The 23,650-nt window shown below is 69.8% G+C and carries 20 protein-coding genes; 5 read left to right on the top strand and 15 right to left on the bottom strand.

From position 1 onward, the window contains the following. Window positions 1-58 precede the first annotated feature (58 nt). Window positions 59-1,126, bottom strand: a complete 1,068-nt coding sequence (gene prfA, locus NFR49_RS06965; protein WP_135978026.1) for a peptide chain release factor 1 — start codon at window positions 1,124-1,126, stop codon at window positions 59-61. A gap of 242 nt (window positions 1,127-1,368) precedes the next feature. On the opposite strand from prfA, the gene NFR49_RS06960 reads away from it, so the two are divergent. Further along, window positions 1,369-2,226 carry a SurA N-terminal domain-containing protein gene (locus tag NFR49_RS06960; RefSeq protein ID WP_251158880.1) on the top strand — a complete coding sequence of 286 codons (858 nt, stop codon included), beginning with the start codon at window positions 1,369-1,371 and terminating at the stop codon, window positions 2,224-2,226. 366 nt (window positions 2,227-2,592) lie between these two features. On the opposite strand, the gene rpmE is transcribed toward NFR49_RS06960, so the two are convergent. From rpmE to NFR49_RS06930, 6 genes are all read right to left on the bottom strand, one after another. Further along, the gene (gene rpmE, locus NFR49_RS06955) at window positions 2,593-3,069 is read right to left on the bottom strand and encodes a 50S ribosomal protein L31 (protein WP_135978024.1); all 477 of its coding nucleotides are present in this window, start codon (window positions 3,067-3,069) and stop codon (window positions 2,593-2,595) included. A 173-nt stretch (window positions 3,070-3,242) separates the two neighbouring features. Continuing rightward, window positions 3,243-4,010 carry a type III pantothenate kinase gene (locus NFR49_RS06950; RefSeq protein ID WP_251158879.1) on the bottom strand — a complete coding sequence of 256 codons (768 nt, stop codon included), beginning with the start codon at window positions 4,008-4,010 and terminating at the stop codon, window positions 3,243-3,245. 266 nt (window positions 4,011-4,276) lie between these two features. Continuing rightward, entirely contained in the window at window positions 4,277-5,047 is a 771-nt protein-coding gene (locus tag NFR49_RS06945) for a biotin--[acetyl-CoA-carboxylase] ligase (protein ID WP_251158878.1), read from the bottom strand. Between the two features lie 8 nt (window positions 5,048-5,055). Continuing rightward, the gene (folP, locus tag NFR49_RS06940) at window positions 5,056-6,609 is read right to left on the bottom strand and encodes a dihydropteroate synthase (protein WP_251158877.1); all 1,554 of its coding nucleotides are present in this window, start codon (window positions 6,607-6,609) and stop codon (window positions 5,056-5,058) included. 9 nt (window positions 6,610-6,618) lie between these two features. Next, the gene (gene folE, locus NFR49_RS06935; RefSeq protein WP_251158876.1) at window positions 6,619-7,212 is read right to left on the bottom strand and encodes a GTP cyclohydrolase I FolE; all 594 of its coding nucleotides are present in this window, start codon (window positions 7,210-7,212) and stop codon (window positions 6,619-6,621) included. Window positions 7,213-7,305: 93 nt separating this feature from the next. Then, a complete protein-coding gene (locus tag NFR49_RS06930) occupies window positions 7,306-8,040 on the bottom strand; it encodes an NAD-dependent protein deacylase (protein ID WP_251158875.1) in 735 nt (244 codons plus the stop codon). 71 nt (window positions 8,041-8,111) lie between these two features. Here NFR49_RS06930 and NFR49_RS06925 point away from each other — a divergent pair, with 71 nt between their 5' ends. Then, the gene (locus NFR49_RS06925; protein WP_251158874.1) at window positions 8,112-9,005 is read left to right on the top strand and encodes a patatin-like phospholipase family protein; all 894 of its coding nucleotides are present in this window, start codon (window positions 8,112-8,114) and stop codon (window positions 9,003-9,005) included. A gap of 76 nt (window positions 9,006-9,081) precedes the next feature. On the opposite strand, the gene NFR49_RS06920 is transcribed toward NFR49_RS06925, so the two are convergent. Beyond that, window positions 9,082-10,707, bottom strand: coding sequence for an amidohydrolase (locus NFR49_RS06920; protein ID WP_251158873.1), 1,626 nt, complete (start codon window positions 10,705-10,707; stop codon window positions 9,082-9,084). 61 nt (window positions 10,708-10,768) lie between these two features. Further along, on the bottom strand, window positions 10,769-12,451 hold the full coding sequence (locus NFR49_RS06915) for an MFS transporter (protein ID WP_251158872.1): 1,683 nt from the start codon (window positions 12,449-12,451) through the stop codon (window positions 10,769-10,771). Between the two features lie 240 nt (window positions 12,452-12,691). Here NFR49_RS06915 and NFR49_RS06910 point away from each other — a divergent pair, with 240 nt between their 5' ends. Beyond that, a complete protein-coding gene (locus tag NFR49_RS06910; RefSeq protein WP_251158871.1) occupies window positions 12,692-13,195 on the top strand; it encodes a hypothetical protein in 504 nt (167 codons plus the stop codon). 95 nt (window positions 13,196-13,290) lie between these two features. On the opposite strand, the gene NFR49_RS06905 is transcribed toward NFR49_RS06910, so the two are convergent. From NFR49_RS06905 to NFR49_RS06890, 4 genes are all read right to left on the bottom strand, one after another. Beyond that, entirely contained in the window at window positions 13,291-15,174 is a 1,884-nt protein-coding gene (locus NFR49_RS06905; RefSeq protein WP_251158870.1) for a BglG family transcription antiterminator, read from the bottom strand. After that, window positions 15,171-15,947, bottom strand: a complete 777-nt coding sequence (locus tag NFR49_RS06900) for an exodeoxyribonuclease III (protein WP_251158869.1) — start codon at window positions 15,945-15,947, stop codon at window positions 15,171-15,173. Before NFR49_RS06900 ends, NFR49_RS06905 begins: the two co-directional genes overlap by 4 nt. A gap of 131 nt (window positions 15,948-16,078) precedes the next feature. Continuing rightward, the gene (locus NFR49_RS06895; protein ID WP_251158868.1) at window positions 16,079-16,882 is read right to left on the bottom strand and encodes a PHP domain-containing protein; all 804 of its coding nucleotides are present in this window, start codon (window positions 16,880-16,882) and stop codon (window positions 16,079-16,081) included. A 35-nt stretch (window positions 16,883-16,917) separates the two neighbouring features. Beyond that, on the bottom strand, window positions 16,918-18,096 hold the full coding sequence (locus NFR49_RS06890) for a pyridoxal phosphate-dependent aminotransferase (RefSeq protein ID WP_251158867.1): 1,179 nt from the start codon (window positions 18,094-18,096) through the stop codon (window positions 16,918-16,920). 218 nt (window positions 18,097-18,314) lie between these two features. On the opposite strand from NFR49_RS06890, the gene NFR49_RS06885 reads away from it, so the two are divergent. Both NFR49_RS06885 and NFR49_RS06880 read left to right on the top strand, forming a co-directional pair. Next, on the top strand, window positions 18,315-19,427 hold the full coding sequence (locus NFR49_RS06885) for a glycerol dehydrogenase (RefSeq protein WP_251158866.1): 1,113 nt from the start codon (window positions 18,315-18,317) through the stop codon (window positions 19,425-19,427). Between the two features lie 370 nt (window positions 19,428-19,797). Continuing rightward, complete coding sequence (locus NFR49_RS06880) at window positions 19,798-20,751, top strand: NAD(P)-dependent oxidoreductase (RefSeq protein WP_251158865.1); 954 nt, start codon at window positions 19,798-19,800, stop codon at window positions 20,749-20,751. 146 nt (window positions 20,752-20,897) lie between these two features. Here NFR49_RS06880 and ftsH read toward each other — a convergent pair whose 3' ends face one another. Then, a complete protein-coding gene (gene ftsH, locus NFR49_RS06875; RefSeq protein WP_251158864.1) occupies window positions 20,898-23,036 on the bottom strand; it encodes an ATP-dependent zinc metalloprotease FtsH in 2,139 nt (712 codons plus the stop codon). A 54-nt stretch (window positions 23,037-23,090) separates the two neighbouring features. Then, a complete protein-coding gene (gene hpt / locus NFR49_RS06870) occupies window positions 23,091-23,639 on the bottom strand; it encodes a hypoxanthine phosphoribosyltransferase (protein ID WP_251158863.1) in 549 nt (182 codons plus the stop codon). Window positions 23,640-23,650: the final 11 nt, after the last annotated feature.

The following is a 23,650-nucleotide window of genomic DNA, read 5'->3' as shown; positions in this document are numbered from 1 at the left end:
GGAAAGGGGGCGCCCCGCCTGCACGGGACGCCCCCTGGAAGGTGCCGGGGAAGAAGGCTTACACGGCCTCGGCCAGGCGGGCGGCGCGGTCGGCCGCGGCCAGGGCCTCGATGACGCTTTCCAGGGTGTCACCGAGCAGCACGCCGTTGTAGGTGCCGTTGAAGCCGATGCGGTGGTCGGTCACGCGGTCCTGCGGCTGGTTGTAGGTGCGGATCTTCTCGGAGCGGTTGCCGTGGCCGATCTGGCTCTGGCGCTCGGCGCCGAGCTCGGCCTGCTGGCGCTCGAGCTCCATCTCGTAGAGGCGGGCGCGCAGCATCTGCATGCAGACCTCGCGGTTCTGGATCTGCGAGCGCTGGTCCTGGGACTGCACCACGGTGTTGGTAGGCAGGTGGGTGATGCGCACCGCCGAGTAGGTGGTGTTGACGCACTGGCCGCCGGGGCCGCTCGCGCAGTAGGTGTCGATGCGGAGGTCGCCGGGGTCGATCTGGATGTCGATCTCGTCGGCCTCGGGCAGCACGGCCACGGTAGCCGTGGAGGTCTGGATGCGGCCCTGGCTCTCGGTCTTGGGGATGCGCTGCACGCGGTGCACGCCGCTCTCGAACTTCATGACCGAGTAGACCTTGTCGCCCGAGACCTTGAACTCGATGGTCTTGAAGCCGCCGGCCTCGGAGGGGCTGCTCGACAGCACCTCGATCTTCCAGCCGCGGGCCTCGCAGAAGCGCTCGTACATCTTGAAGAGGTCCCCCGCGAAGATGGCCGCCTCGTCGCCGCCCACGCCGGCGCGGATCTCGACGATGGTGTCCTTCTCGTCGTTGGGGTCGCCCGGGATGAGCATGACCTTGATCTCCTCCTCGAGGCCGGGGAGCTTGGCCTCGTTCTCGGCGATGTCGGCCTGCAGCAGCTCGCGGGTCTCGGCGTCGGACTCCTCATGGAGGAGCTCCTTGGCGGCCTCGATGTCGTCGAGGGCCGACAGGTAGGCCTGGGCCTTCTCGGCAAGCTCGGCCTGGCTGGCGTGCTCCTTGGCCAGGCGGGCGTATTCCTTCTGGTCGTTGTAGACGGCGGGGTCGCTGAGCTTGCGCTCGAGCTCCCGGTAGGCCTCGAGCAGGGCGATGAGGCGGTCACGCATGGGTTACTCCAAAGTGTCGCATTGGCGCCGCGTCCTGGGGCGCCGACTTAGCCTTCTGATAATACCACCCGGGCACGGGGGTTATCCAAGCGGCCGCCGCGCCGTGCAGGGCCTGCGGAGAAGGGCCTCCCCGCCGCGACGGGCGCGTGAGGGGGCGCCCCATCCGGGGTAAAGTCCTTATCGTTGCAAAAAACAGGGACACGGGGCCGCGCCGCGCCCCGCACGTCCGACGAGGAGGACCCATGGCCATCGAGATCAACAAGCCTGCGCCGCTCAAGATCGGCGACCGCTACCACTACACGCTCTCCAGCTACGACCCGGTCACCATCACCGTGACCGTCCCCACCGTCACCGACACCGACATCGAGTTCGCCATCGAGTCGATCGCCCGCGAGCACGGCGCCACCGGCGCCGACGTCGACGACGCCTGGGTGGCCGCCAACCTCGAGGGCCTCTCCACGCTCGACGACCTCAAGAAGGCCCTGCACTCGCAGCTCGAGCACATGAACTCCCACTACGCCGAGGAGTCCAAGGCCCCGCTCTGCGCCGCCGAACTGGCCAAGCGCCTCAACCAGCAGGTCCCCATGGACGAGATCGCCCGCTACCGCGACCAGCTCCAGCAGGCCATGCGCTACGACGCCATGCAGCAGGGCGTCGACCCCGACCAGTACTTCGCCCAGATGGGCATCGACCAGGTGGCGCTCGACGCCATGTTCGACGACCGCGCCGCCCAGACCGCCGGCGAGCAGGCCGCCCTCTCCGCCTACGCCGCCGAGAAGAAGCTCAAGGTCGCCGACGAGGAGATCGCCGGGCTCCTGGGGCTGTCGGCCGCCGACGGCGAGAAGGTCATCGAGCAGGCCCGCGGCATGGGCCAGCTGGAGGACCTGCGCGCCAACGCCCTCAACATGAAGGCCGCCAACGTGGTGGCGAGCGAGTGCACCTGCACCTACGCCCACGAGACGCCGGCCGAGGCCGAGGCCCGCTCCGAGCAGTACCAGGCCATGCTCGAGATGATGCGCGCCCAGGACGCCGCCCAGGCCGAGGGCGCCAAGGACAGCGCCGACGACAAGGGCGAGGGCCCGGACCTCAAGCTCGTCTAGCGGGGGCGATCCGGGACACCGGAGGTCGGGCGGCCTCGGCGCGGGAGCGTCGGGGCCGCCTTTTTGCGCCTTACGCAGGCGTCACCGAGGTGTAAGGGGCATCGATGGATGGCGGGGCAGGCGCCGGCCATCATGGGGTCACGGTCCCGCCACCCGAAGGAGGTCCCCATGAGACGAGTGATCGTAGGCATCGCCGCGGCCTGCGCCGTAGGCTTTCTCGCCACGCGCGTCGTCAAGGCCGTCCTGGCCTGACCGGCGACGAGGCCATGGCCCAGGCTCGGCGACTCGGTCCGGGCCATGGAAAAGGCGGGGCACCGGAGCGGATCCGGTGCCCCGCCTTCGTGCGGGTTGCCTGTGGGCTGTGGGCTACTCGGCGTCGGTGGCGACGGCCTCGTCGACGACCTCGGCGGCAGCCTCGGCCACGGCGGCCTCGGCGTCGGCGTCGTCGGCGGCAGCAGCGGCAGCGGCCTGCTCGGCGGCCTCCTTGGCAGCCTTGGCCTCGGCCTTCTTGGCGTACTCAGCGGCACGGGCGGCCTTGGCGGCAGCCTTGGCCTCGGCCTTGGCGGCACGGGCGGCGCGCTCCTCGGCCTCCTTCTGGGCGTGGGCGGCCTTCTTGGCGGCCTCCTTCTCCAGCTGGGCCTGGGCGGCGCCGCCGAACTTGTCGGCGAAGCGCTGGACGCGTCCGCCGGTGTCGACGAGCTTCTGGGTGCCGGTGTAGAAGGGGTGGCACTTGTCGCACAGGTCGAGAGTCATCTCGGGAACCGTGGCGCGGGTGGTCCAGGTGTTGCCGCAGGAGCAGCGGACCGTGCACTCCATGTACTCAGGATGGATGTTGTTCTTCATGGCAGGACTCCTCATGTTGTGCCAAGGTTTCCGACCCTGGCGATGGGGGTGCCCTGGTTTCCGACCAGGGCGATACAGCCTTTGCATGATAGCAACGGCCATCGGGAGCTGCAAGGAGCATCCCGTGGGTCTATGGAGGGGCTATGGGCGGGCGCGGTCCGGCGCCGGCGCCGTCAGACCTGCGCGAGCCAGATGCGGTGGATGCCGCGCAGGGTGAGGTCGGGGTCCACCGCGGTGAAGCAGTCCGTGGCCTCGGAGACGGTGCGGGCCAGGCCGCCGGTGGCCACCACGGGGCACTCCCCCACCCCGAGCTCGGCCTTGATGCGGGCCACGAGCCCCTCGGCCATGGCGGCCGCCCCTATCACGATGCCGCTCTGGAGGGCCTGCTCGGAATCGCGGCCCACCACCCGGGGCGGCATGGCAATGGGGGTGCTCGACAGCTTGGACGCCCGGTCGAACAGCGCCTGGGCGCCGAGCATGACGCCCGGGGCGATGACGCCGCCCACGAACGAGCCGTCGGGCGCCACGACGTCGATGTTGGTGGCCGTGCCAAAATCCACCACGATGGCCGGGGCGCCGTAGCGCTCCTTGACCTCCACGGCGTTGGCGATGCGGTCGGCACCCACCTGGGACGGGTAGGCCAGCGCCACCTCGATGGGGCACAGCCCCTGGGCACCCACCATGAGCGGGTCCTTGCCCAGGCGCATGAGGCAGACGTGCCAGGCGCGATGCAGGGCTGGGACCACGGAGGCCACGGCCACGGCGTCCACCGAGTCCATGGAGAAGCCCTGGCCGGCGAGAAGACCCGTGAGGCGCACGGCGAGCTCGTCGGCGGTGTCGAGCTTGTCGGTCTTGGTGCGCCAATGGCACGCGACGGAACCGGCCTCGTCTATGAGGCCGAAGGTGGTCTGGGTGTTGCCCACATCGACGGAGAGGAACATGGCGGGTCCTTTGCTTGGGACGGGGTCGCGGGTCGACCTTTCCATGCTACCCATGGCGGGGCGCGGGGACGCGGAGACGGGACCCTGGCGAAGGGGCGGCGGGCGGCGTCGGGTGGCGGCTGGGCCGGCGCTCGGTGAGCGGCCCTGTGGCCTTCGGTGAGCGATTAGGACGCTCACGAAGCCTTGGTGCGCGGGTTTTCACTCACCGAGGCATGCAAGGGCACTCACTGAAGGGTCAGCCACTCACCGAAGGACGCAGGGCCGCCCTACCGCGGCCGCACGGACCCCTGCTCGCTGGAGAACTCCAGCTCCCGGCCGTCGTCGGTGCGCACGGTGACGCGACCCCAGCCGTCGATGCCCGCCAGCGTGCCCTCAGCGGCCACGCGGCCGTCGGGCAGGAGCACCCGCACACCCTGGCCCATGAGGGGCATCTCGTCGAACCACTCCGAAAGCACCGGTCCGAGAGGGCCGGCCGTGCCTTGGCCGGCGGCGATGCCGTCCTCCCAGGCGCGGACGCGGGCGACGACGGCGTCGCCGACCGCGGCGGCGAGGGTCTCGAGGTCGGGCACCGTATCGAGCAGGGAGGCGAGACCCGCCGCCTCCCGGGGCGCGGGCGAACCGGCGGCCGCGAGGTCGCCGTCGGGGGGCAGGACGTTCACGTAGACCCCCGCCACCACGAACACGCCGCCCTCGCCATAGCCGGCACTGCACACGGCGCCGCCCAGCTTGCGCCCGCAGGCGTCGACCACGTCGTCGGGCCATGCGAGCGAGACCTCCGCACCCAGGACCCGCAGCGCGTCCACGGCGCCGAGGCCCGCCACGGACGCCAGTCCCGAGAGCAGCCCCATGGGGGCCTTCGGACGCAGGACCACGGCCACGGCCAGCCCCTCGGCCGGCGACTCCCACACGCGGCCGAGCCGGGCACGGCCGGCGGTCTGCTCACGGGCGGCCACGCAGGTGCCGGCCGGGGCCCCCTCGCGGGCGAGGGAGGCGGCCTCGTCGAGAACCGAGGCGCAGGTGCCCACCACATCCACCACGGTGCCCCCTACCACTCGATCGCGCCGAGGTCCGCCAGCACGATGCCCACGCGTTCCTCGCGGGGCAGCACCGTGATGCCGGCATGACGCAGGTAGCGGGCCGGGTCGTGCACCAGGTCCTCCATGGGCACCAGCACGAAGTCGCGCTCGACGAGGCCGGGGTGCGGCAGCCGCAGGCGCTCGCCGGCGTGGCGCTCGCCCTCCACGAACACGAGGTCGCAGTCGATGGTGCGGGGCCCGTGGCCGTCCTGGCCCGCCGGGCGCGTGCGGCCCAGGGCCTGCTCCACCTCCATGAGGTGGCCGAGCAGCACCTCCGGCGCCAGCTCGGTGCGCACCTCGGCCACGGCGTTGGCCACCGGGGTGGCGATGCCGTAGGCGGGCTCGCTCTCGTAGGCGTGGCTCACGGCGGAGACGCAGGTGAGCGGGATCTCGTTGATGAGGGCGCAGGCCCGGGCGAGGTAGCCCACGCGGTCGCCCACGTTGGAGCCCAGGGCCACGAAGGCGCGGGACTGACCGGGGTGCGCGATGGACCAGTAGGCGTTCAGGGCCTGGCTCACCCCGGCGACGTCGTGGACCCGCAGGATGCGGGCGCCGGCCTCGGCGGCCGCCAGGGCGGCGCCGATGGTGGCGGCGTCGCGGTCGGCAGCGGCGGCAACCCCGGAGATGGCGCCCACGAAGCGCTTGCGCGACACGGCGCACATGATGGGGTAGCCCATGGAGGCCATCTGGGCGCAGGCGCGCTGGATCACCACGTCCTCGTCGGCCATCTTGCCAAAGCCCGCACCGGGGTCCAGGCAGATGCGGTCGTGGGCCACGCCGGCGCGCATGAGGGTGCGGGCCTGGTCACCCAGGAAGCCCATGATGCGGCGCATGATGGGGGCCGACTCCGGCAGGGTGAACCGCCGGTTGGAGCCGGAGGCCAGGCGCACCGTGGGGCTCGTGACGCCGCGGGCGCTCCGGCGCATGACCTCGTCCAGACGCACGGAGGAGGCGTCGCCCCTGTCGGCCGGCGTGTCGTCGCCGTCCGCGACCTCGGCCTCGGCGTCCTCGGCGGCCGCCTCGCGGGAGCGCGGGTCGGAGTCGAGCAGCACCGAGCGGCGTGTGGGGTGGTCGGCCACCTCGCCGGCGTGCATGACCACCACGCCGCACTCGCTCTCGGCGGCGATCCTGACCATGGCGGGGTCGGTGAAGCCGGTGACGTCGTTGAGCACGTGCACGCCCAGGCGCACGCAGAGCTCGGCCACGGAGGGGTGGCGCGTGTCCACGCTCACCAGGGCGCCGGCGTCCAGCAGCTCGCGGACCACGGGCACCACGCGGGCGGCCTCCTCCTCGGGGTCCACCGGGGTGAACCCGGGCCGCGTGGACTCGCCGCCCACGTCGACGATGTCCGCCCCGGCGTCGAGAAGGGCCAGGCCGTGGGCCACGGCCGCCGCGGTGTCCGCGTGCTCGCCGCCGTCGGAGAAGGAGTCGGGGGTCACGTTGAGGATGCCCATGACGCGCGGGCGCGCGAGGGGTAGCTCGCGGTCGCCGCACTGCCACGTGGCGAAGTCTCGTCTCAGCAAAAGGGCCTCCTACCGAACGTGGGTTCCGTCAAAGATGAGCTTCATGGCCTCGGAGCGGGTGGTGGGGTTGGTGGCAAAGCCCCCGCGCACCGCGGACGTGGTGGTCATGGCGCCGGGCTTGCGCACGCCGCGCATGGTCATGCAGAGGTGCTCGGCCTCCATGACCACCACCGCGCCCATGGGGTCGAGGTGCCCCACCACGGCGTCGGCCACCTGGGCGCACAGACGCTCCTGCAGCTGCGGGCGCCGCGCGTAGGCGTCCACCACGCGGGCGAGCTTGGAGATGCCGCACACGCGGCCGTCGGGCCCGGGGATGTAGGCGATGTGGGCCCGGCCGAAGAACGGCAGCAGGTGGTGCTCGCACAGGGAGTAGAACGGGATGTCGCGCACCACGACGATGTCGTGGCAGCCGGCGTCGAAGGTCACCGAGAACAGCCCGTCGACGTCCACGGCAGTCCCGCCGCAGACCTCCTCCATGGCGCGGGCGACGCGGGCGGGCGTGTCCACGAGACCCTCGCGGTCGGGGTCCTCCCCCATGCCCTCGAGCATGAGGCGCACGCCCTGCTCGATCTTTGCGCGGTCCATATGGTGCTCAGACGCCATGGGTGCCCCTCCGGGTCCGGTTGCAAGACTTAGTTGATTGTACCGTTATGGGAGGGATGCGCCCTCCTCCGGCACGACACCGCAGGAAGACCCTCAGAAGTCGAAGGCCTGGGCGATGTCCACGTCGAGGACGGCGTCGGCGCGGCCGTCCATGGCAGTGGCCCCCTTGTTCACGATGACGAGGCGGCGCCCCGAGAAGAGGTCCACGAGTCCGGCCACGGGCCACACCACGAGCGACGTCCCGCCCACCACCAGCGTGTCGCACCGGGCGACGGCGTCGGCGGCGGCGTCGAGCACGCGCTGGTCCAGGGGCTCCTCGTAGAGCACCACGTCGGGCTTCACGGGACCGCCGCACTCCTCGCACACGGGCACGCCCTCGGTGGCCATGACCCACTCGGCCGGGTACACGTGGCCGCAGTGCTGGCAGACGTTGCGGTGCACCGAGCCGTGGAGCTCGAGCACGTTGCGACTGCCGGCCATCTGGTGCAGGCCGTCGATGTTCTGGGTGAGCACCGCCGTGAGGGGGCCCGACTCCTCGAGCTCGGCCAGCTTGTAGTGGGCGCGGTTGGGCCTCGCCCCCAGGGCCACCATCTTCTTGCGGTAGAAGTCGAAGAACTCGGCCGGGTGCGCCTCGTAGAAGCTGTGGGAGAGCATGGTCTCGGGCGGGTAGGCGAACTGCTGGCGGTAGAGGCCGTCCTCGGAGCGGAAGTCGGGGATGCCGCTGGCCGTGGAGACGCCGGCGCCACCGAAGAACACGAGGTCGTCGCTCTGCCCCACGGCCTCCCTCAAGACCTCGCGGGCCCTGTCCACATCAGTTACGCGCTCCATGTCCGGCCTTTCTCGCGCGGGATACAATGCCCGATGCTAGCACCCGACACGACCCGAGAGCGAGCGACCCCATGGCGAACACCCCCGTGACCCGCGTGAACGACGTCGCACTGTGCTTCGAGGGCGGCGGCATGCGGGCCTCCTACACCGCGGCCGTCTCCCAGGCCATCGAGGACCTGGGGCTGGACTTCCCCTACGTCTGCGGCGTCTCGGCCGGCTCGTCGCTCACGGTGAACCACGTGGCCCGCGACGCCCACCGCTCGCGCCTGCAGTTCGTGGAGTACGCCGACGACCCGCGCTTCGGCGGCATCGACCACTTCCTGCGCGGCGAGGGCTACTTCAACTCCGACTACCTCTACGAGGGGTGCGTGGAGTCGGGCGAGGTGCCCGTGCGCTGGGGAGTCTTCTGCGAGAACCCCGCAGAGGCCGCCATGCAGGCCTTCTCGGCCGACACCGGGCGCAGCCGCGTGTGGCATAAGGCCGACTACGCCGACCCCGTGGACCTCGCCCGCCACGCGCGGGCCAGCTCGACCATGCCCCTCCTCATGAACCCCGTCGAGATCGAGGGCGAGCTCTGGTTCGACGGCGGCCTGGGCGACCGCGGCGGGTTGCCCCACGGCATGGCCCTGGCCGACGGCTACGAGCGGCTCGTGGTGGTGACCACCCGGCCGCGCGGCTACCGCAAGGAGACCCTCGGCACGGCCCAGCGGCTCCTGGCCCGCCGGGCGCTGGGGCGCTACCCGCGGGTGGCCGAGGCGCTCGTGGCCAGGGCGCAGGCCTACAACGACGCCATGGCCGAGCTCGAGAACATGGAGCGCCGCGGCCAGGCCCTCGTGATCCGGCCCGACACCATGCCGGTGGACAACGCCTGCCTCGACAAGGCGCGGCTGGAGGCCTCGTGGGACGCCGGCTACATCCAGGCCGCACGGGAGCTCGAGCGCATGCTGGCGTTCTGCGGGCTGTAGGAGAGCCGCAAAAAGAAGAGGGGGCCGGAGACACGGCGTCTCCGGCCCCTGCATATCGGCCCGTGGCCCAAACCCACTAGCAGGCCTTGCGCTCCCAGACGTTCTCGCCCTCCTTGACGGTGGCGAGCACCTTGATGGAGCGGATCTCATCGGGGTCCACGTCCAGGGGGTTGGCGTCGAGCACGGCGAGGTCGGCCAGCTTGCCCGCCTCCAGGGTCCCCTTGGAGCTCTCCTCGCCGTACTGGTAGGCGCCGTTGTAGGTGATGGCGCGCAGGGCGTCAAAGACGCTCACGGCCTGCTCGGCGTCGAGCTGGCGGCCACCCTTGGTGACGCGGCGCACGGCGCACCACACCCCCTCGAGGAGGTTGGGGCGCAGCACCGGGGTATCGGTATGGAGCGTGAACGGCAGGCCGCAGTCCACGGCATCGCCGCAAGGGCTCACCCGACCGCCGCGAACGGGGCCGAAGTTCTTCACATGGGCGTCGCCCCAGTACCACACGTGGGAAGCGAAGATGGAGGGGACCATCGACAGCTCGGCCATGGTCTCGAGCTGGTCCTTGCGAACGGTCTGGCAGTGGATCATCACCGGACGGAGCGCCTTGGCGTCGGGGTTGGCGCTTTGTGCCTGGGCCTGGGCGTAAACGCGCAGGAGCTGGTCGGCGGCAGCGTCGCCGTTGGTGTGGCAGAGCAGCTGGTGGTTGGTGTCCACGGCCGCCTTGGCAAAGGCCAGGGCATCCTCGTCGCTCATAGTGCCGTAGGCGCACCAGTCATGCTCGCCCTCGGGGCCCTCCACGTAGGGTTCGCTCATCCACGCCGTAAGGCCCTGCGGCGACCCGTCGAGGAACATCTTGAGGCCTCCCAGGCGGAAATGCCCCTGATAGTTGGACCCGTCATAGTCGGGATGGGCCTCCAGGGTGGCCAAGGGATCGCTGCCCGCCATGGGATAGCCCACGATGTCCATCTTGAGAAGGCCGCGCTCGGCCAGGGCGCAGAGCACGTTGGCCATGTCGGGACCCGTGGCGCCGTCCTGACACGTGGTGACGCCGTGCTCCAGGTAGACGTCCTGCATGTCGTCGGCCATGGAGAAGAAGTCGAAGTTCATGCGGGGCGTAGTGACGGCGTAGAGGCCGTTCATGGCGGCGGGCTCCTCGGCATAACCCGTCAGCTCGCCGTTGTCGTCACGGCCGTAGCGGCCGCCCTCGGGGTCAGGCGTCTGGGCGTCCAGACCGGCAAGCTCCAGCAGGCGGGAGTTGGCCACGCCCATATGGTTGGACACGTGGGTGATGAGAATGGGCACCTCGGTGGAGACGGAATCCAGAAGCTCGCGGGTGGGGTGCTGGCCCTCCTCGAGGTTGTTCTGGTCGTAGCCGATGGCCATGATGACGCCGTCCTCGCCGACGGGGCGGGAGGCGGCGAACTCCTTCAGGACGGCCTCGATCTGGGCGAAGGACGTGCACTGCGAGAGATCGGCATAGAGCAGGTACTGCAGCGCCCCGGTGAAGTGGCTGTGGGGATCGATGAAGCCCGGCAGCACGCAGGCGCCGTGCAGGTCGGTCTCGGGGGCGCCCTGGGCAAGGGAGCGGGCCTCGCCGAGGTCGCCCACGTAGGCGATGGTGCCGTCGTCATCCACCAGCAGGGCCTCGGCCCGCTCCTGGGCGTCGCGCATGGTCACAAAAGTGGCGTTGGTAAAGAGGCGCTTCATGGCGCGCTCCTTTCTTAAGAAGGGGCGGCGGGTCGTTCCCGCCGCCCCGCACAGCGAAGGGTTAGGCAACGTCCTCGGCAAGCTGGGTGAGCTCGAGGGCCTGCTCGCCGGCCACCACGTCGGAGACGGGCTCTTCCTGCTTCCTGAAGATGGTGATCCAGCGGGTGCTGACAAGCCCCAGGAGAACGAGGACCGCCGAGACCGTGAACGAGGTTCGGGTGGACTCGACGCGGGCGTCGGAGTTGATGGAGACCAGAGCCTCGCGGCAGGTGTCGTCCATGGGGATGTCGGCGATGGTCTGCTCGAACTGGGCGTCGCCCATGAGGGTGATGTTGCGCTCCGCCACGGCCTCGCGCACAGCGGGGGTGACGGCGGGGTTCTTCTCCATGGCCGTGTTGATGTTGGCGGTGATGCCAAAGAGGAGCACGGCACCGATGGCGGCCACGCCGATGGCCTGGCCCACGTTGCGCATGGTGGCCTGGATGCCACCGGACTGGGCGGCGTCGCGCTCGTTGACGGCCAGGGCCACGATGCTGGAGGCCTCGGCGCTCACCAGACCGGCGCCGGCGCCGGCAATGACCAGGCCCACCCACATGAGGGGACCTGCCTCGGAGCCGTGCAGGGCGAGACCCATGGGCACAAAGGAGAGGGCCATGACGCCATAGCCGGCCTGGATGATGGTGCGGGGGTTGGCGTTGGGCAGCAGCTTGGGCACGCCCAGGGCGAACAGGAACGTGGGGATGCCCACAGCGAGGGCCATGACGCCCATGAGCACCGGCGACCAGCCGGCAACGAGCTGCAGGTAGGGCGAGAGCAGGATGGCCTGAATGCCCATGAAGAAGAAGGTGACGGCGTTGGCCACGAGGCCGGCACGGACCTGCGGGGTCGCGAGGAAGGAGTGGGGGATCAAAGCGATGCCGTACTTGTCCTCGATGCGCTTCTCCACAGGGACCAGGATGGCAAGGAGCACCAGGCCGGCGCACACCATGGGCAGCGCCGGGGAAATGCCGAAGACCGTGAAGGGGGCGTCGGCAAAGGGAGCGACGAGGCCCCAGGCAGAGATGCGCGACAGGCCCACGAGGATCAGGAACAGACCAGCAGAGGCGATGCCGCAGCCGAGCCAGTCGAAATGCAGCTTGCCCTCGGGCTTCTCAAAGGAGGGCAGGGCCAGCGAGGCCAGGAACACCACGGCAAAGTAGGCCGCCACAACGCCGAAGGTCACACGGAAGCCGGAGGCCTCCATGACGATGCCCAGGCCCAAGGGCAGGAAGGCGGAGAGGCCCGATGCCGCGCCGATGCAGCCAAAGGCGACGAGACGGTTCTTTCCGTGGTAGATGAAGGGAACGAGGCCCAACACCGCGGGGATCATGAAGCTCGCGCCAAAGCCCACGAGCACACGGCCGCCCCAGATGAACACGGCCATCGACGGGGCCAGGGCCATGACGAGCTCGCCCGCCGCGCACATGGCCACGCCGATACGGAAGCTCTTGCGGAAGCCGATGATGGTGCCCACCAGGCCGCCGGCCACCATGAACGCGCCAGCCATGAGGGAGTAGACCATGTTGGCAAGCTGGATGTCGGGTGTGGTGGCCCCCAGCACGTCTACCAGCTGCTGGTTGGCGAGGCCCAGGGCCCCGTTGTCACCGGAGGTGCCCATCTGGGCCAAGATCAGCACGATGATCGGCGCCACCAGGAACTTCTCGGCGCCTCCCTCGGCCTTGGATGCGGTTTTGATAGATGCCATCCTTCCTCCTTCGGAAGTGGTCTGGCGGGGCGTCATAGGGCGTCTCCGTCGGGGCTTGAGTACGGCACCCATCATAGGAAGCGGTCAGACATAGCCGCGCCGCAACCGTTTCCGGAGCTCCGGAAACGGTTGAAGGCCTGCTACGCCCCATCGCTTTTTATACTTGCCCTCGTCAAAGGACGCGCCCATATCATCAGAATATGCATTACATGCAGGCTCTCACGGAAGGATCGAGAAACCATGGAATCAGTCGCCGAGCGCAGCGCCCATCAGCCCAAACCCTTTGTCGCCTATATGCGCCATAAGTGCCTCATCGGCTATGGCGTCATCAACGGCATAATCAACGCCGTCGTCTTTTACCTCTTGCACCACTCGGCCCCCGGCGCCATCTTCACCCCGGCCGACGCCGCCCACGACCTGGCCTTCACTGGCCTGCTTCTGGGACCCCTGCTCTTTGCCTGCGTGGTGCCGCTCACCAAGATGGATCGGGCCCACGGAACGTTCACGGCCGCCGAGGGCGACGAGCTGCTCTGCTGCCCCATGCCCCGCGCCTACGGAGCCTCCATGCTCCTGGTGGCCCTGATCTGCGCCGTCGCCATGACCGGCACCTGCACCCTGGCGATGCAGGCCACCGGGCCTCTGGGCCTGGGCGCCATGACCCTGCTCAAGGGCATGCTCTGCGCCGCCGGCGGCGCCCTGGCCGGCTACCTCACTCTGTCCTTCTGCCAGCGCCACCGCGCCTAGCCGACACCGCGCCCAGCCATTGGGCACGCGCCCGCACAAGGGCCCCTTTCGCCGCGCGAAAGGGGCCCTTGCTGCGTATCGACCCGCCTTGGCGTCTACGCCCAGACCGCCCCCTCTTGGCGGGTGAGCGTGGAGAGGAACTCGTCGTCTGCCGGGGTCCCCAGGTCGGCGAACTCAGCGACGAGCTGCTTGAACCAACGGGTCTGCACCGTGAGCTGACCGCGCTCGGAGATCGGGAGCACCAGCACCGCCACGGACGGCCACTGCACCGCCCCCTGGGGGGCACCGGACACCGTATAGATGCGAATGCCGGCAGCCTTTACGTCGGGGCCGCACCAGCACCACACCAGCGTGCGTCCCTTGACGCACGAGAGTTCCCGCAAGAGCCAGCGGAACCGCTCCTCCCCCATGGCAAGGAGCCCCTCGGCGCAGAGGTCCTCATAGAGCGCCCCCACGAGCCCATGGGCGTCAGCCAATGCAGGCAGCGTTTTTCGGGCCCAGGGTGTGGGCGTGCGGCCGCGGCGCCAAAAGGGGATGGAGTCGATTATGGCGTCGACGTCGGCGCGGGAGACCGCCGGTGACACCGTGATGCTGGGATAGTCCACCGACAGCGGCTCAAAGGAGACGAGGAAGTCGAACCGCTCCAGGTCGGCGGCAGCGGGGCCGCCCGCAGCCTCGACCCTCTGCCCGTTGAGCACGTCGGCCACCTTGAGGCGCGGCGAAAGGCGCTCGATGCGGGCCGCCCCCCAGATGGCCAGGTCGATACCCGAGTTGACCACAAGGCCCACGCGCAACGAGCGCAGCGACCCCGTCGACTCGATGTAGTCGAGCAGCGCCAGCAAGAGGCGTCCATAGTCCGACCCGTAGAGGTCGGCGTCCACGAGCTCGGGCACCGAGCAGAGCACCGACGAGACGGCCGCGGCCGCATCCATGGCGTCGTATTTGACCGAGCACTCGTTGGGGTTGAGCGCCGAGAGCCCACAGGCGCGGCGCACGAGGCTGCTCTCGACGAGGACGGCCAGGGGCTTGATCAGGGCAGGGGACAGGGGCTCGCCAAAGGCGGCGGTCAAGGCCCGGTCCATGGCGCCCACGATGGTGCGCGCACGCTCGCTGGGCTCGGCCGCATCCAGGGCGGCAAGGCTCCACTGCCACGTGCAGCACCGCGCCATGTCCCAGAGCAGCGCCAGCTCGGCGTCGCTCACGGCAACGGCGCAGCGCCTCTCCAGCTTGGCACCGAGCTTTCGCAGGACCCCGTGGGGCGCCTGGCCGTGCGGCCACGACTCGATGACGTGGCCCAGGCGAATGCGCACCAGCATGAGGACCAGGTACACCGAGAGCTGCCAAGCGGCGTTGCCGGAAAACTCAAAACCCAGGGCATCCTGGAGGTCCTCCTCGCACTCCTCGATGGCGGCAAGGTCCTCCGCCGAGAGCCCGTCGGTGAGCATGGGCAGGATGTGGGAGCGCACGGCCGGAGGCGCCAGGGCGAAGAGAAGCGACATGACAAAGCCGCGAAGGGCCCATTCGTCGCCTTCCACGTCCACGGAACGCCCCTTGACCGACGCAAGGTGCCTCTTTCCCAAGACCCCGCGCCACCAGTGAAGGTCGCGCTGCACCTGCGTGGGCGTGCGGTAGAGGGCAGAGGCCAAGCTGCGGGAGCTATGGGGGCCCGGCGTGGCCACCATCAGCAGAATCTCCTGGCACAGGCGCTCGAAGCGTGGGTGCATGGACGTGTCGCTCTCACCCAGGAGGCGCAGCAGCGAGTCGTGCTCTCCCGGGACCACGGTGAGGCCGATGCCGGCGCCGCGCCTGGCGTCCACGGTGGTGCGCAGCCCCTCGCGGGCCATCGCGTCCCGCAGCACCCCCACGTCCGACCGTATCGTGCGCTCGGAGCAGCCCAGGTCATCCGCAAGCTCCACGGCCGTGAGATGACCCTCCGCATCCAAGAGCCTGCGAAGAAGCTCCCCCTGTCTCGCGTTCACGAACGACCCGGGGCGGAGAGGTCCAGCGTGAGCGTCACGGGGCAGTGGTCCGACCCCATGACCTGGGTGAGGCAGCTTGCCGCCGTGACCTTGTCCTTGAGGGCGTCGGACACCAGGAAGTAGTCCAGGCGCCAGCCGGCGTTGGTGCGGCGGGCGCGCTCGCGGTAGCTCCACCAGGTGTAGACGCCGGTCTCCGTGGGATGCAGGTAGCGGAAGGTGTCCACGAAGCCGGAGTCCAGCAGGCGGGTGAGGTCGTCTCGCTCGGCGTCGGTGAAGCCGGCGTGGCCGGCGTTCTTCTCGGGGTCGTCGATGTCGATGGGCTCGTGGGCCACGTTGAGGTCGCCGCACAGGATGACGGGCTTGTCCTTGGCCAAGCCGTCGAGGAAGGTCGTGAGGCGGGCGTCCCACTCCTCGCGGATGGGCAGGCGCTGGAGCCGGTCCTGTGAGTTTGGCGAGTAGACCGAGACGAACCAGTACTCCTCGAACTCGCAGGCGCAGACGCGGCCTTCCTCGTCGGCCACGGGCAGGCCCACCTTGCGGACCACCTGGAGCGGCTCCTCCTTGGAGAAGACCGCGGTGCCGCTGTAACCCTTCTTCTCGGCGTAGCTCCAGGCCTGGTGGTAGCCGGGGAGGTCGAGCTCCACCTGACCCTCCTGGCACTTGGTCTCCTGCACGCCGAAGACGTCGGCGTCCTCCTGGTCGAAGAACGCCATGAAGTCCTTGCGCAGGATGGCGCGGATGCCGTTGACGTTCCACGAGACGAACTTCTTCATGTGTGACCCCTTTGCGACGGTGGTCGGCGCTGCGTCGTGACGCTGGGTCTGTTCCCCCGGAGGCTCCTGGATTGCGGGCGGCGGCGCCAGGCCAAGAAGACGGCACAGGAGCCCGGGCACCGAGACCTGCCCTAGAGGCCCTCCACCGGGCCCACGGCGCGGGCAACGGCGTCGAGGAACGCCTCCGCCGAGCGCGTGGCCACGAGCTCCTGGGGGAAGTGGATCTCGTCCAGCATGGCCAAAGCCTTTGGGGCGCGGCCCACGTCGCAGGAGATGTGGGCGTCGGTGTTCACTGCCACCATGACGCCGGCCTCGGCGCAGGCGCAGGCGAGCTCGCGGCAGCGGCGGGGCACGGGGCCGTCGGCGAAGTCCATGCTGTGCTCGTTGATCTCCACCAGCTTGCCCTCGGCGCGGCAGTACTCGAGGACGGCCGCGGTGTCGAACGGCACGCCGGCGCGGCCCATGTGGCCGGCCATGAGCACCTTGGGGTGCGAGAGCGCCTTGAGGTAGAGCCCCGTGGTCTGGGCAACGGGGAGGCCGCGGAAGCGCGGCTCGTGGTGGATGGATGCGATGAGGTAGTCGCACGGGGAGGTGCAGTGGTCGAAGAGGCTCTGGGGCGCCACGGGCATCTCGGTTATGCCGCTCTCGAGCATGGCGTCCTGGCCAAAGAGGGTGCCGTCCACGTCGAGGATGTCCACCTCGGCGGCGCGGAGCAGCGTCACCCCGTGCCAGCGGCGGGGCCAGCAGGTCATGTTGAGGAAGTGCTGGTACTCGCGCACGTCTCCCGTGGCCGACACCATGGCCGAGAGGTGGTCGGCGATGCCGAGGAGCTCGAGGCCCGCCTCGGCGGCCGCGCGGACGTCCTCCTCCACCGTGGAGTAGGCGTGTCTGGAGAAGAGCGTGTGGGTGTGGGTGTCGCAGCGGTTCTGGAGCATGGGTTCCCCCGGGGTAGGCGCCGTGGCGTGACCCCTTAACGGTAACTCTTTGCCAGGGCCTCCCATGCCGGCATGGACCGCTCGATGGTGTCGCGCGAGACGCAGTAGCCCACGCGCACCCAACCGCTGCAGCCGAAGGAGTCGCTGGGCACGGGCAGCAGCTCGAACTCGCGGGCACGCTCGAAGAACGCCTGGGCGTCGGGCTCCAACGCCTTGACCCACAGGTAGAAGGCGCCCTGGGGCTCCACGTACCCATAGCCGAGGGCCTTGAGCCCCTCGCAGAGCAGGGCGCGGTTCTCGGCGTAGGCGGCCACGTCGGCCGGGACGTCCACGCAGTCCGCGATCACGCGTTGGAAGAGCGACGGGGCGCAGACGAAGCCCAGGGCGCGGGCGGCGCCGGCCACGGCGTCCACGAGCTCGTCGTGGTCGGGGTTGGTGTCGGGCACGAGCACCCAGCCGATGCGCTCGCCGGGCAGGGACAGGCTCTTGGAGTAGGAGTAGCACACGACGGTGCGGCCGTAGACGCCGGGCACCCAGGGGACCTCCGCCCCGTAGACGATCTCTCGGTAGGGCTCGTCGGACACGAGGTAGATGGAGGTGTCGAACGTGCGCTCGGCCTCCTCGAGGGCCATGGCCAGGCGCGTGAGCGACTCGGTGCCGTAGACCACGCCCACGGGGTTGTTGGGCGAGTTGATGACCACGGCCTTGGTGCGCGGCGTGAGGGCGGCGGCGACGGCGTCGACGTCGAGGTCGAAGGTGACCGGGTCGGCCGGCACCTCCACGCAGGTGGCGCCGGAGGTCTCGATCCACACGCGGTACTCGGGGAAGTACGGCGAGATGACGACGACCTCGTCGCCGGGGTTCACCACGGCCTTGAAGGTGCAGGAGAGCGAGGCGGCCGCGCCCACGGTCATGAAGACGTCACCGGGGCCGTAACCGGTGCCGAAGCGCCGGTTGAGGGAGGCGGCCACGGCCTCGCGGCAGGCGGGCAGGCCGGCGGCGGGGGTGTAGCCGTGGAGCTCCGTGGGCGGTAGGGCGAGGGCGCGCTCGATGGCCTCGTCGACCTGCGGCGGAGCCGGGACGCTGGGATTGCCGAGGGAGAAGTCGAAGACGTTCTCGGCGCCGATCTGGGCCGCGCGGGCCGCCCCCCAGGCGGCGATCTCGCGGATGGAGGACTTCTGGGCGCCGTAGGCGCGCATCTGCTCGTTGATCATGGTGCCCCCTCGGGGATGCGGCTCTCTCTTTGGAGGGATGCTACACCGCGGCCGTTGCGGGGCGGTAACGGGTGACGAGGGCCCCATCGGTCGGGCCTCGAACGGCCGCGGCCCCCTCACCCCTGGTGTAACGCCGAGAGCCCGTCCCCGGCCCGAAACACCAAACCGCTAAGCTAGCCTCCAGAGTAAATCCCCAGCGTGAGGGAGGTCCCAACCCCATGGCCAAGATCTACAACAGCCCCAGCAAGTACATCCAGGGCCCCGACGAGCTCGCCAACCTGGGCGGCTACGTGACGCCCCTCGGCTCCAAGGCCCTCGTCATCTGCTCCCCCAGCGGCAAGCGCCGCGTGGGCGACAAGATCGCCGGCGGCTTTGAAGCGGTCGATGCCGCCGTGGTCTTCGAGGACTTCAACGGCGAGTGCAGCAAGAGCGAGGTGGAGCGCATCCGCGGCGTCGTGGCTGGGCAGGGCTGCGACGTGGTCGTGGGCGTGGGCGGCGGCAAGGTGCTCGACACCGCCAAGGCCGTGGCCTTCTACGAGGACGCGCCCGTGGTGATCTGCCCCACCATCGCCTCCTCCGATGCGCCCTGCTCGGCCCTCTCGGTCCTCTACACCGACGACGGCGCCTTCGACGAGTACCTGTTCCTGCCCTCCAATCCCAACATCGTCCTCATGGACACCACGGTGATCGCGGCCTCGCCCGTGCGCCTCACGGTCTCCGGCATGGGCGACGCCCTGGCCACCTGGTTCGAGGCCAAGGCCTGCGTGGACGCCGACGCCGGCACCTGCGCCGGCGGCAAGTCCACCATGGCGGCCCTCGCCCTGGCCGAGCTCTGCTACCGGACCCTCATGGCCGACGGCGTGAAGGCCAAGGTGGCCCTCGAGGCCGGTGCCGCCACAAAGGCCGTGGAATCCATCGTGGAGGCCAACACGCTGCTCAGCGGCATCGGATTCGAGTCGTGCGGCCTCGCCTGCGCCCACGCCGTGCACAACGGCCTCACGCAGTTGCCCGAGACCCACGACATGTACCACGGCGAGAAGGTGGCCTTTGGCACCCTCGTGCAGCTGGTGCTGGAGGACGCTCCGTCCGAGGAGCTGGACGGGGTCATCGGCTTCTGCTGCGAGGTGGGCCTACCCGTGACCCTGGCGCAGATCGGCGTCACCGACGTCACGCCCGAGAAGGTCCGCGCCGTGGCCGAGGCCGCCTGCGCCCCCGGCGACACCATGGGCAACATGCCCTTCGAGGTGACCGTGGACATGGTGGAGAACGCCATCCTCGGCGCCGACGCCCTGGGCCGCTACGCCTTGGGCGAGGACTGCTGCTGCGAGTAGCCGGACGGGCCGGCTTAAATCGGCAGGCCGTGCTGGGGCTGGGCGGCGGATGCGTCACCCAGCCCCAGCACGGCCTTCCCAGAACCTGTTTTGGGAAGCGTTGGTTTCTCGGATGATGACAGAATCCTTCCCGGAAACGGTTCCGGGAAGGATTTTGTTCCCAGAAGCGGTATCGGGAAGGGATGGGTTCTCGTTTTATGGAATTGCCCCTTCCCAAAACCGTTTCTGGGAAGGGGCGGTCGCCGCGGCATCAATTAGGCAATAGGCGTAGTGACAGATGGCCCAGGCACCGCTGTCACGCGCCGTCAGCTCCCCGTTGATGCATTACGCAACCCGGTGCGTTAGGATGCATCAGACGAAAGGAGCCCCCGTGAACATCGCCCTGCTCGAACCCCTCTCCGTGCCGGAGAGGACCGTGGCCGAGCTCTCCTCCCCCCTCGTGGCCGCCGGCCACAGCTTCAAGGCCTTCCCCACCCGCACCACCGACCCCGACGAGCTGCGGGAACGGGCCGAGGGCGCCGACGTCGTCATCATCGCCAACACGCCGTTCCCGGCGTCGGTGGTCGACGCCCTGCCCAAGCTCAAGCTCGTGGACGTGGCCTTCACCGGCGTGGACCTCGTGGACACCGAGGCCTGCCGCACCCAGGGCGTCACCGTGTGCAACTGCGCCGGCTACTCCGACGCCGCGGTGGCCGAGCTCGTCATGGGCCTCACCGTGGACGTGCTGCGCCACGTGCCGTCGGGCCAGCGGGCCGTGCACGGCGGCGGCACCTCCGAGGGCCTCATGGGCACCGAGATCGCGGGCAAGACCGTGGGCGTCATCGGCACCGGCCGCATCGGCACCCGGGTGGCCCGGCTCTTCTCGGCCTTCGGGGCCAAGGTGCTGGGTTACGCCCGCCACCCCAACCCCGCCTGCATGGACGCCGGGGTGAGCTACCGGGGCCTCGACGCCCTGCTGGCCGAGTCCGACATCGTCACGCTGCACCTGCCGCTCACCGAGGCCACCCGCGGCTTCATCGACGCCGAGAAGATCGCCGCCATGAAGAAGGGCGCCGTGCTCGTGAACTGCGCCCGCGGACCCATCGTGGATGCGAAGGCGCTGGCCGACGCCCTCGTCTCGGGCCACCTGGGCGGCGCCGCCGTGGACGTGTTCGACCAGGAGCCGCCGTTGGACCCGTCGTGCCCGCTCCTCTCGGCGCCCCGCACGGTACTCACGCCCCACGTGGGCTACTACACCGCCGAGGCCATGGAGCGGCGCGCCAAGATCGCCTTCGCCAACGTGGCCGCGTTCTGCGAGGGCAACCCCCAGAACGTGGTGGCGTGACGGGGATCCGCTTCATAAATCCAGCAATGTGACAGAAGTGCCCGACCATTGGGACAAAAGTGTCCGGGTGATGGGACAGCGGAAGGGCGGGCGCGACCGGATCGGTTCCGGCCGCGCCCGCCCTCTTCGGTGACGCTGTGTGACGGCTAGTCCTCGGGGTCCTCGGGGCTCTTGGGGTCCTTGGGGTCGAGCTCGTGGTCGAGCTCCTCCTCGGACTCGTGGGCCTCCTCGCTGCCCAGCTCGTCCAAGCCGCCGTCGCCCGTGGCGTCGCCGGCGGGGGCAACCACGTGGCCCACCTCGGCGGCCTCCTCGTTGGCCTTCTCCTCGGGATGGGCCGCCAGGTACTCGTCCCAGGTGTCGTCGAGCAGGGCCTGCACGGCCTCGCCCTCCACGGTCTCGCGCTCCAGCAGCACGCCGGCCATGGTGCGGATCTGGTCCGCGTGCTCCTCGAGGATGGCCTTGGCCTTCTCGTGGGCCTGGCGCATGATGCGGCTCACCTCGCCGTCGATGCGCAGGGCGGTCTCGGGCGAGTAGTCCTGCTTGTCGGCGTAGTCGCGGCCCAGGAACACCTCGTGCTGGGCCTCGCCGAACACCTGGGTGCCCAGCACCTTGGACATGCCGTAGCGGGTGACCATCTGGCGGGCCAGCTTGGTGGCACGCTCGAGGTCGTTGGAGGCGCCGGTGGTGATGTCCTCGCAGAAGAGCTCCTCGGCGGTGCGGCCGCCCAGCAGCACGGCGATCTGCTCGAACATGGCGTTGCGGGTCTGGAGGAAGTGGTCCTCCTCGGGCAGGGACAGGGTGTAGCCCAAGGCCTGGCCGCGGGGCACGATCGTGATCTTGTGCACCGGGTCGGCGTTGGAGAGGTAGTGGCCCACCAGGGCGTGGCCCGCCTCGTGGAAGGCGATGGTGGTGCGCTCGAGCTCCGACACCACGCGGCTCTTGCGCTCGGGGCCGGCGATGACGCGCTCCATGGCCTCCTCGATCTCCTCCATGCCGATGGCGTCCTTGTCGCGCCGGGCGGCGAGGAGGGCGGCCTCGTTCATGAGGTTGGCGAGGTCGGCGCCGGTGAAGCCGGGGGTGAGCTTGGCGAGGGCGCCGTACTCAACGTCGGGCTCCAGGGGCTTGTTGGCGCTGTGCACCTGCAGGATCTTCTCGCGGCCCTTGACGTCGGGGCGGTCCACCGTGATCTGGCGGTCGAAGCGCCCGGGACGCAGCAGGGCCGGGTCGAGGACGTCGGGGCGGTTGGTGGCGGCGATGAGGATGACCGTGGCGTTGCCCTCGAATCCGTCCATCTCCACGAGGAGCTGGTTCAGGGTCTGCTCGCGCTCGTCGTGGCCGCCGCCCAGGCCGGCGCCGCGCTGACGGCCCACGGCGTCGATCTCGTCGATGAAGACGATGGCGGGCGCGGCGGCCTTGGCCTGCTTGAAGAGGTCGCGCACGCGGCTGGCGCCCACGCCCACGAACATCTCCACGAAGTCGGAGCCCGAGATGGAGAAGAAGGGCACCTGGGCCTCGCCGGCCACGGCCTTGGCGAGCAGCGTCTTGCCGGTGCCCGGAGGGCCCATGAGCAGCACGCCGTGGGGGATCTTGGCGCCCATGCGCTGGAAGCGCTCGGGGTTGACGAGGAAGTCACGGATCTCACGGATCTCGGCCACGGCCTCGTCGATGCCGGCCACGTCGGAGAACTTGACCGTGGGGCGGGTCTCCTCGGTGGTCTTGGCCTTGGTCTTGCCGAACTGCATGGCCCCGGAGTTCTGGCCCTGCATGCGGTTCATGAAGTAGAACATGAACACGATGATGATCACCGTGGGCAGGAGCGCGAAGAGGAAGTCCATGCCGGCCCCGGCGTCGCTCGTGTCGACGGTGAAGTCGGTGTCGGGGTGGGCGGCCATGAGCTCCTCGAGGGAGTCGGCCCCGGCGTAGGAGCTGGTGAACGAGACCAGGTCGGCGTCGCTCCCCACCTTGTCCTGCTCGGTCCAGTAGGTGCCCGTGACCGTGCCCGACGACGAGGACCAGGTGGCGGCCTTCACGCGGCCGGAGTCGACGGCGGCCACGAACTCGCTCGTGGACAGCCGCCCCCCGTTCTTGGGCGCGGCCTGCTGGCTCTGGCCTGCGGCGTCACCGGTGACCTGGGTCCCCTGGGGCTGGCCGGTGCCGCCCATGGACCAGAACAGGTAGGCCGCGCAGGCCACGAGGATGAGAACGTAGAGAAGGCTCGAGCGGGACGGGCCGGGCCCCTTGCCCGACGGCCCCGTGGGTCTTCCCGTGGGTTTTTGATCGGCCATGTGGTTACCCCCTGCCGGTCCGAAGGCCCCTCCCAGCTGTTGGGCGCGCTCGCCCTAGGAGTAGCACTCCGGCTTGAGAACTCCGATGTATGGAAGGTTGCGGTAGCGCTCCGCATAGTCCAGACCATACCCGACGATGAACTCGTTTGGCACGTGGGCGCCCACGAACCTGGGGACCACGGAGCAGTCACGGTCGTCGACGTCCTTGACGAGGAACGCGGCCACCTCCACGGAGGCGGGGCCGCGGGACTGCAGCATGTTGATGAGGTACGACAGGGTGAGGCCGGAGTCGAGGATGTCCTCGACGATGATGACGTGGCGGCCCTCGATGCGGGAGTCGAGGTCCTTGAGGATGCGCACGACGCCGGAGGACGACGTGGCGTCGCCGTAGCTGGAGACGGCCATGAAGTCGATGGTAAGCGGCGCCTTGATGGCCCGCATGACGTCGGCCATGACGACCACGGCGCCCTTGAGGACGCAGACGACCAGCGGGTTCTTGTCGGCGTACTCCTCGGTGATCTCGCGGCCCATCTTCTCCACGATGGCCGCGATGTCCTCCTCCGAGAAGACCACGCGCTCGATGTCGGGGTGCAGCTCTGCCATGACGGCTTCCT

This window comes from Caniella muris (assembly GCF_943193035.1).
In the GTDB taxonomy this organism is placed as follows: Bacteria; Actinomycetota; Coriobacteriia; order Coriobacteriales; family Atopobiaceae; genus Granulimonas; species Granulimonas faecalis.
This window is presented reverse-complemented; position numbering and strand designations above follow the sequence as displayed.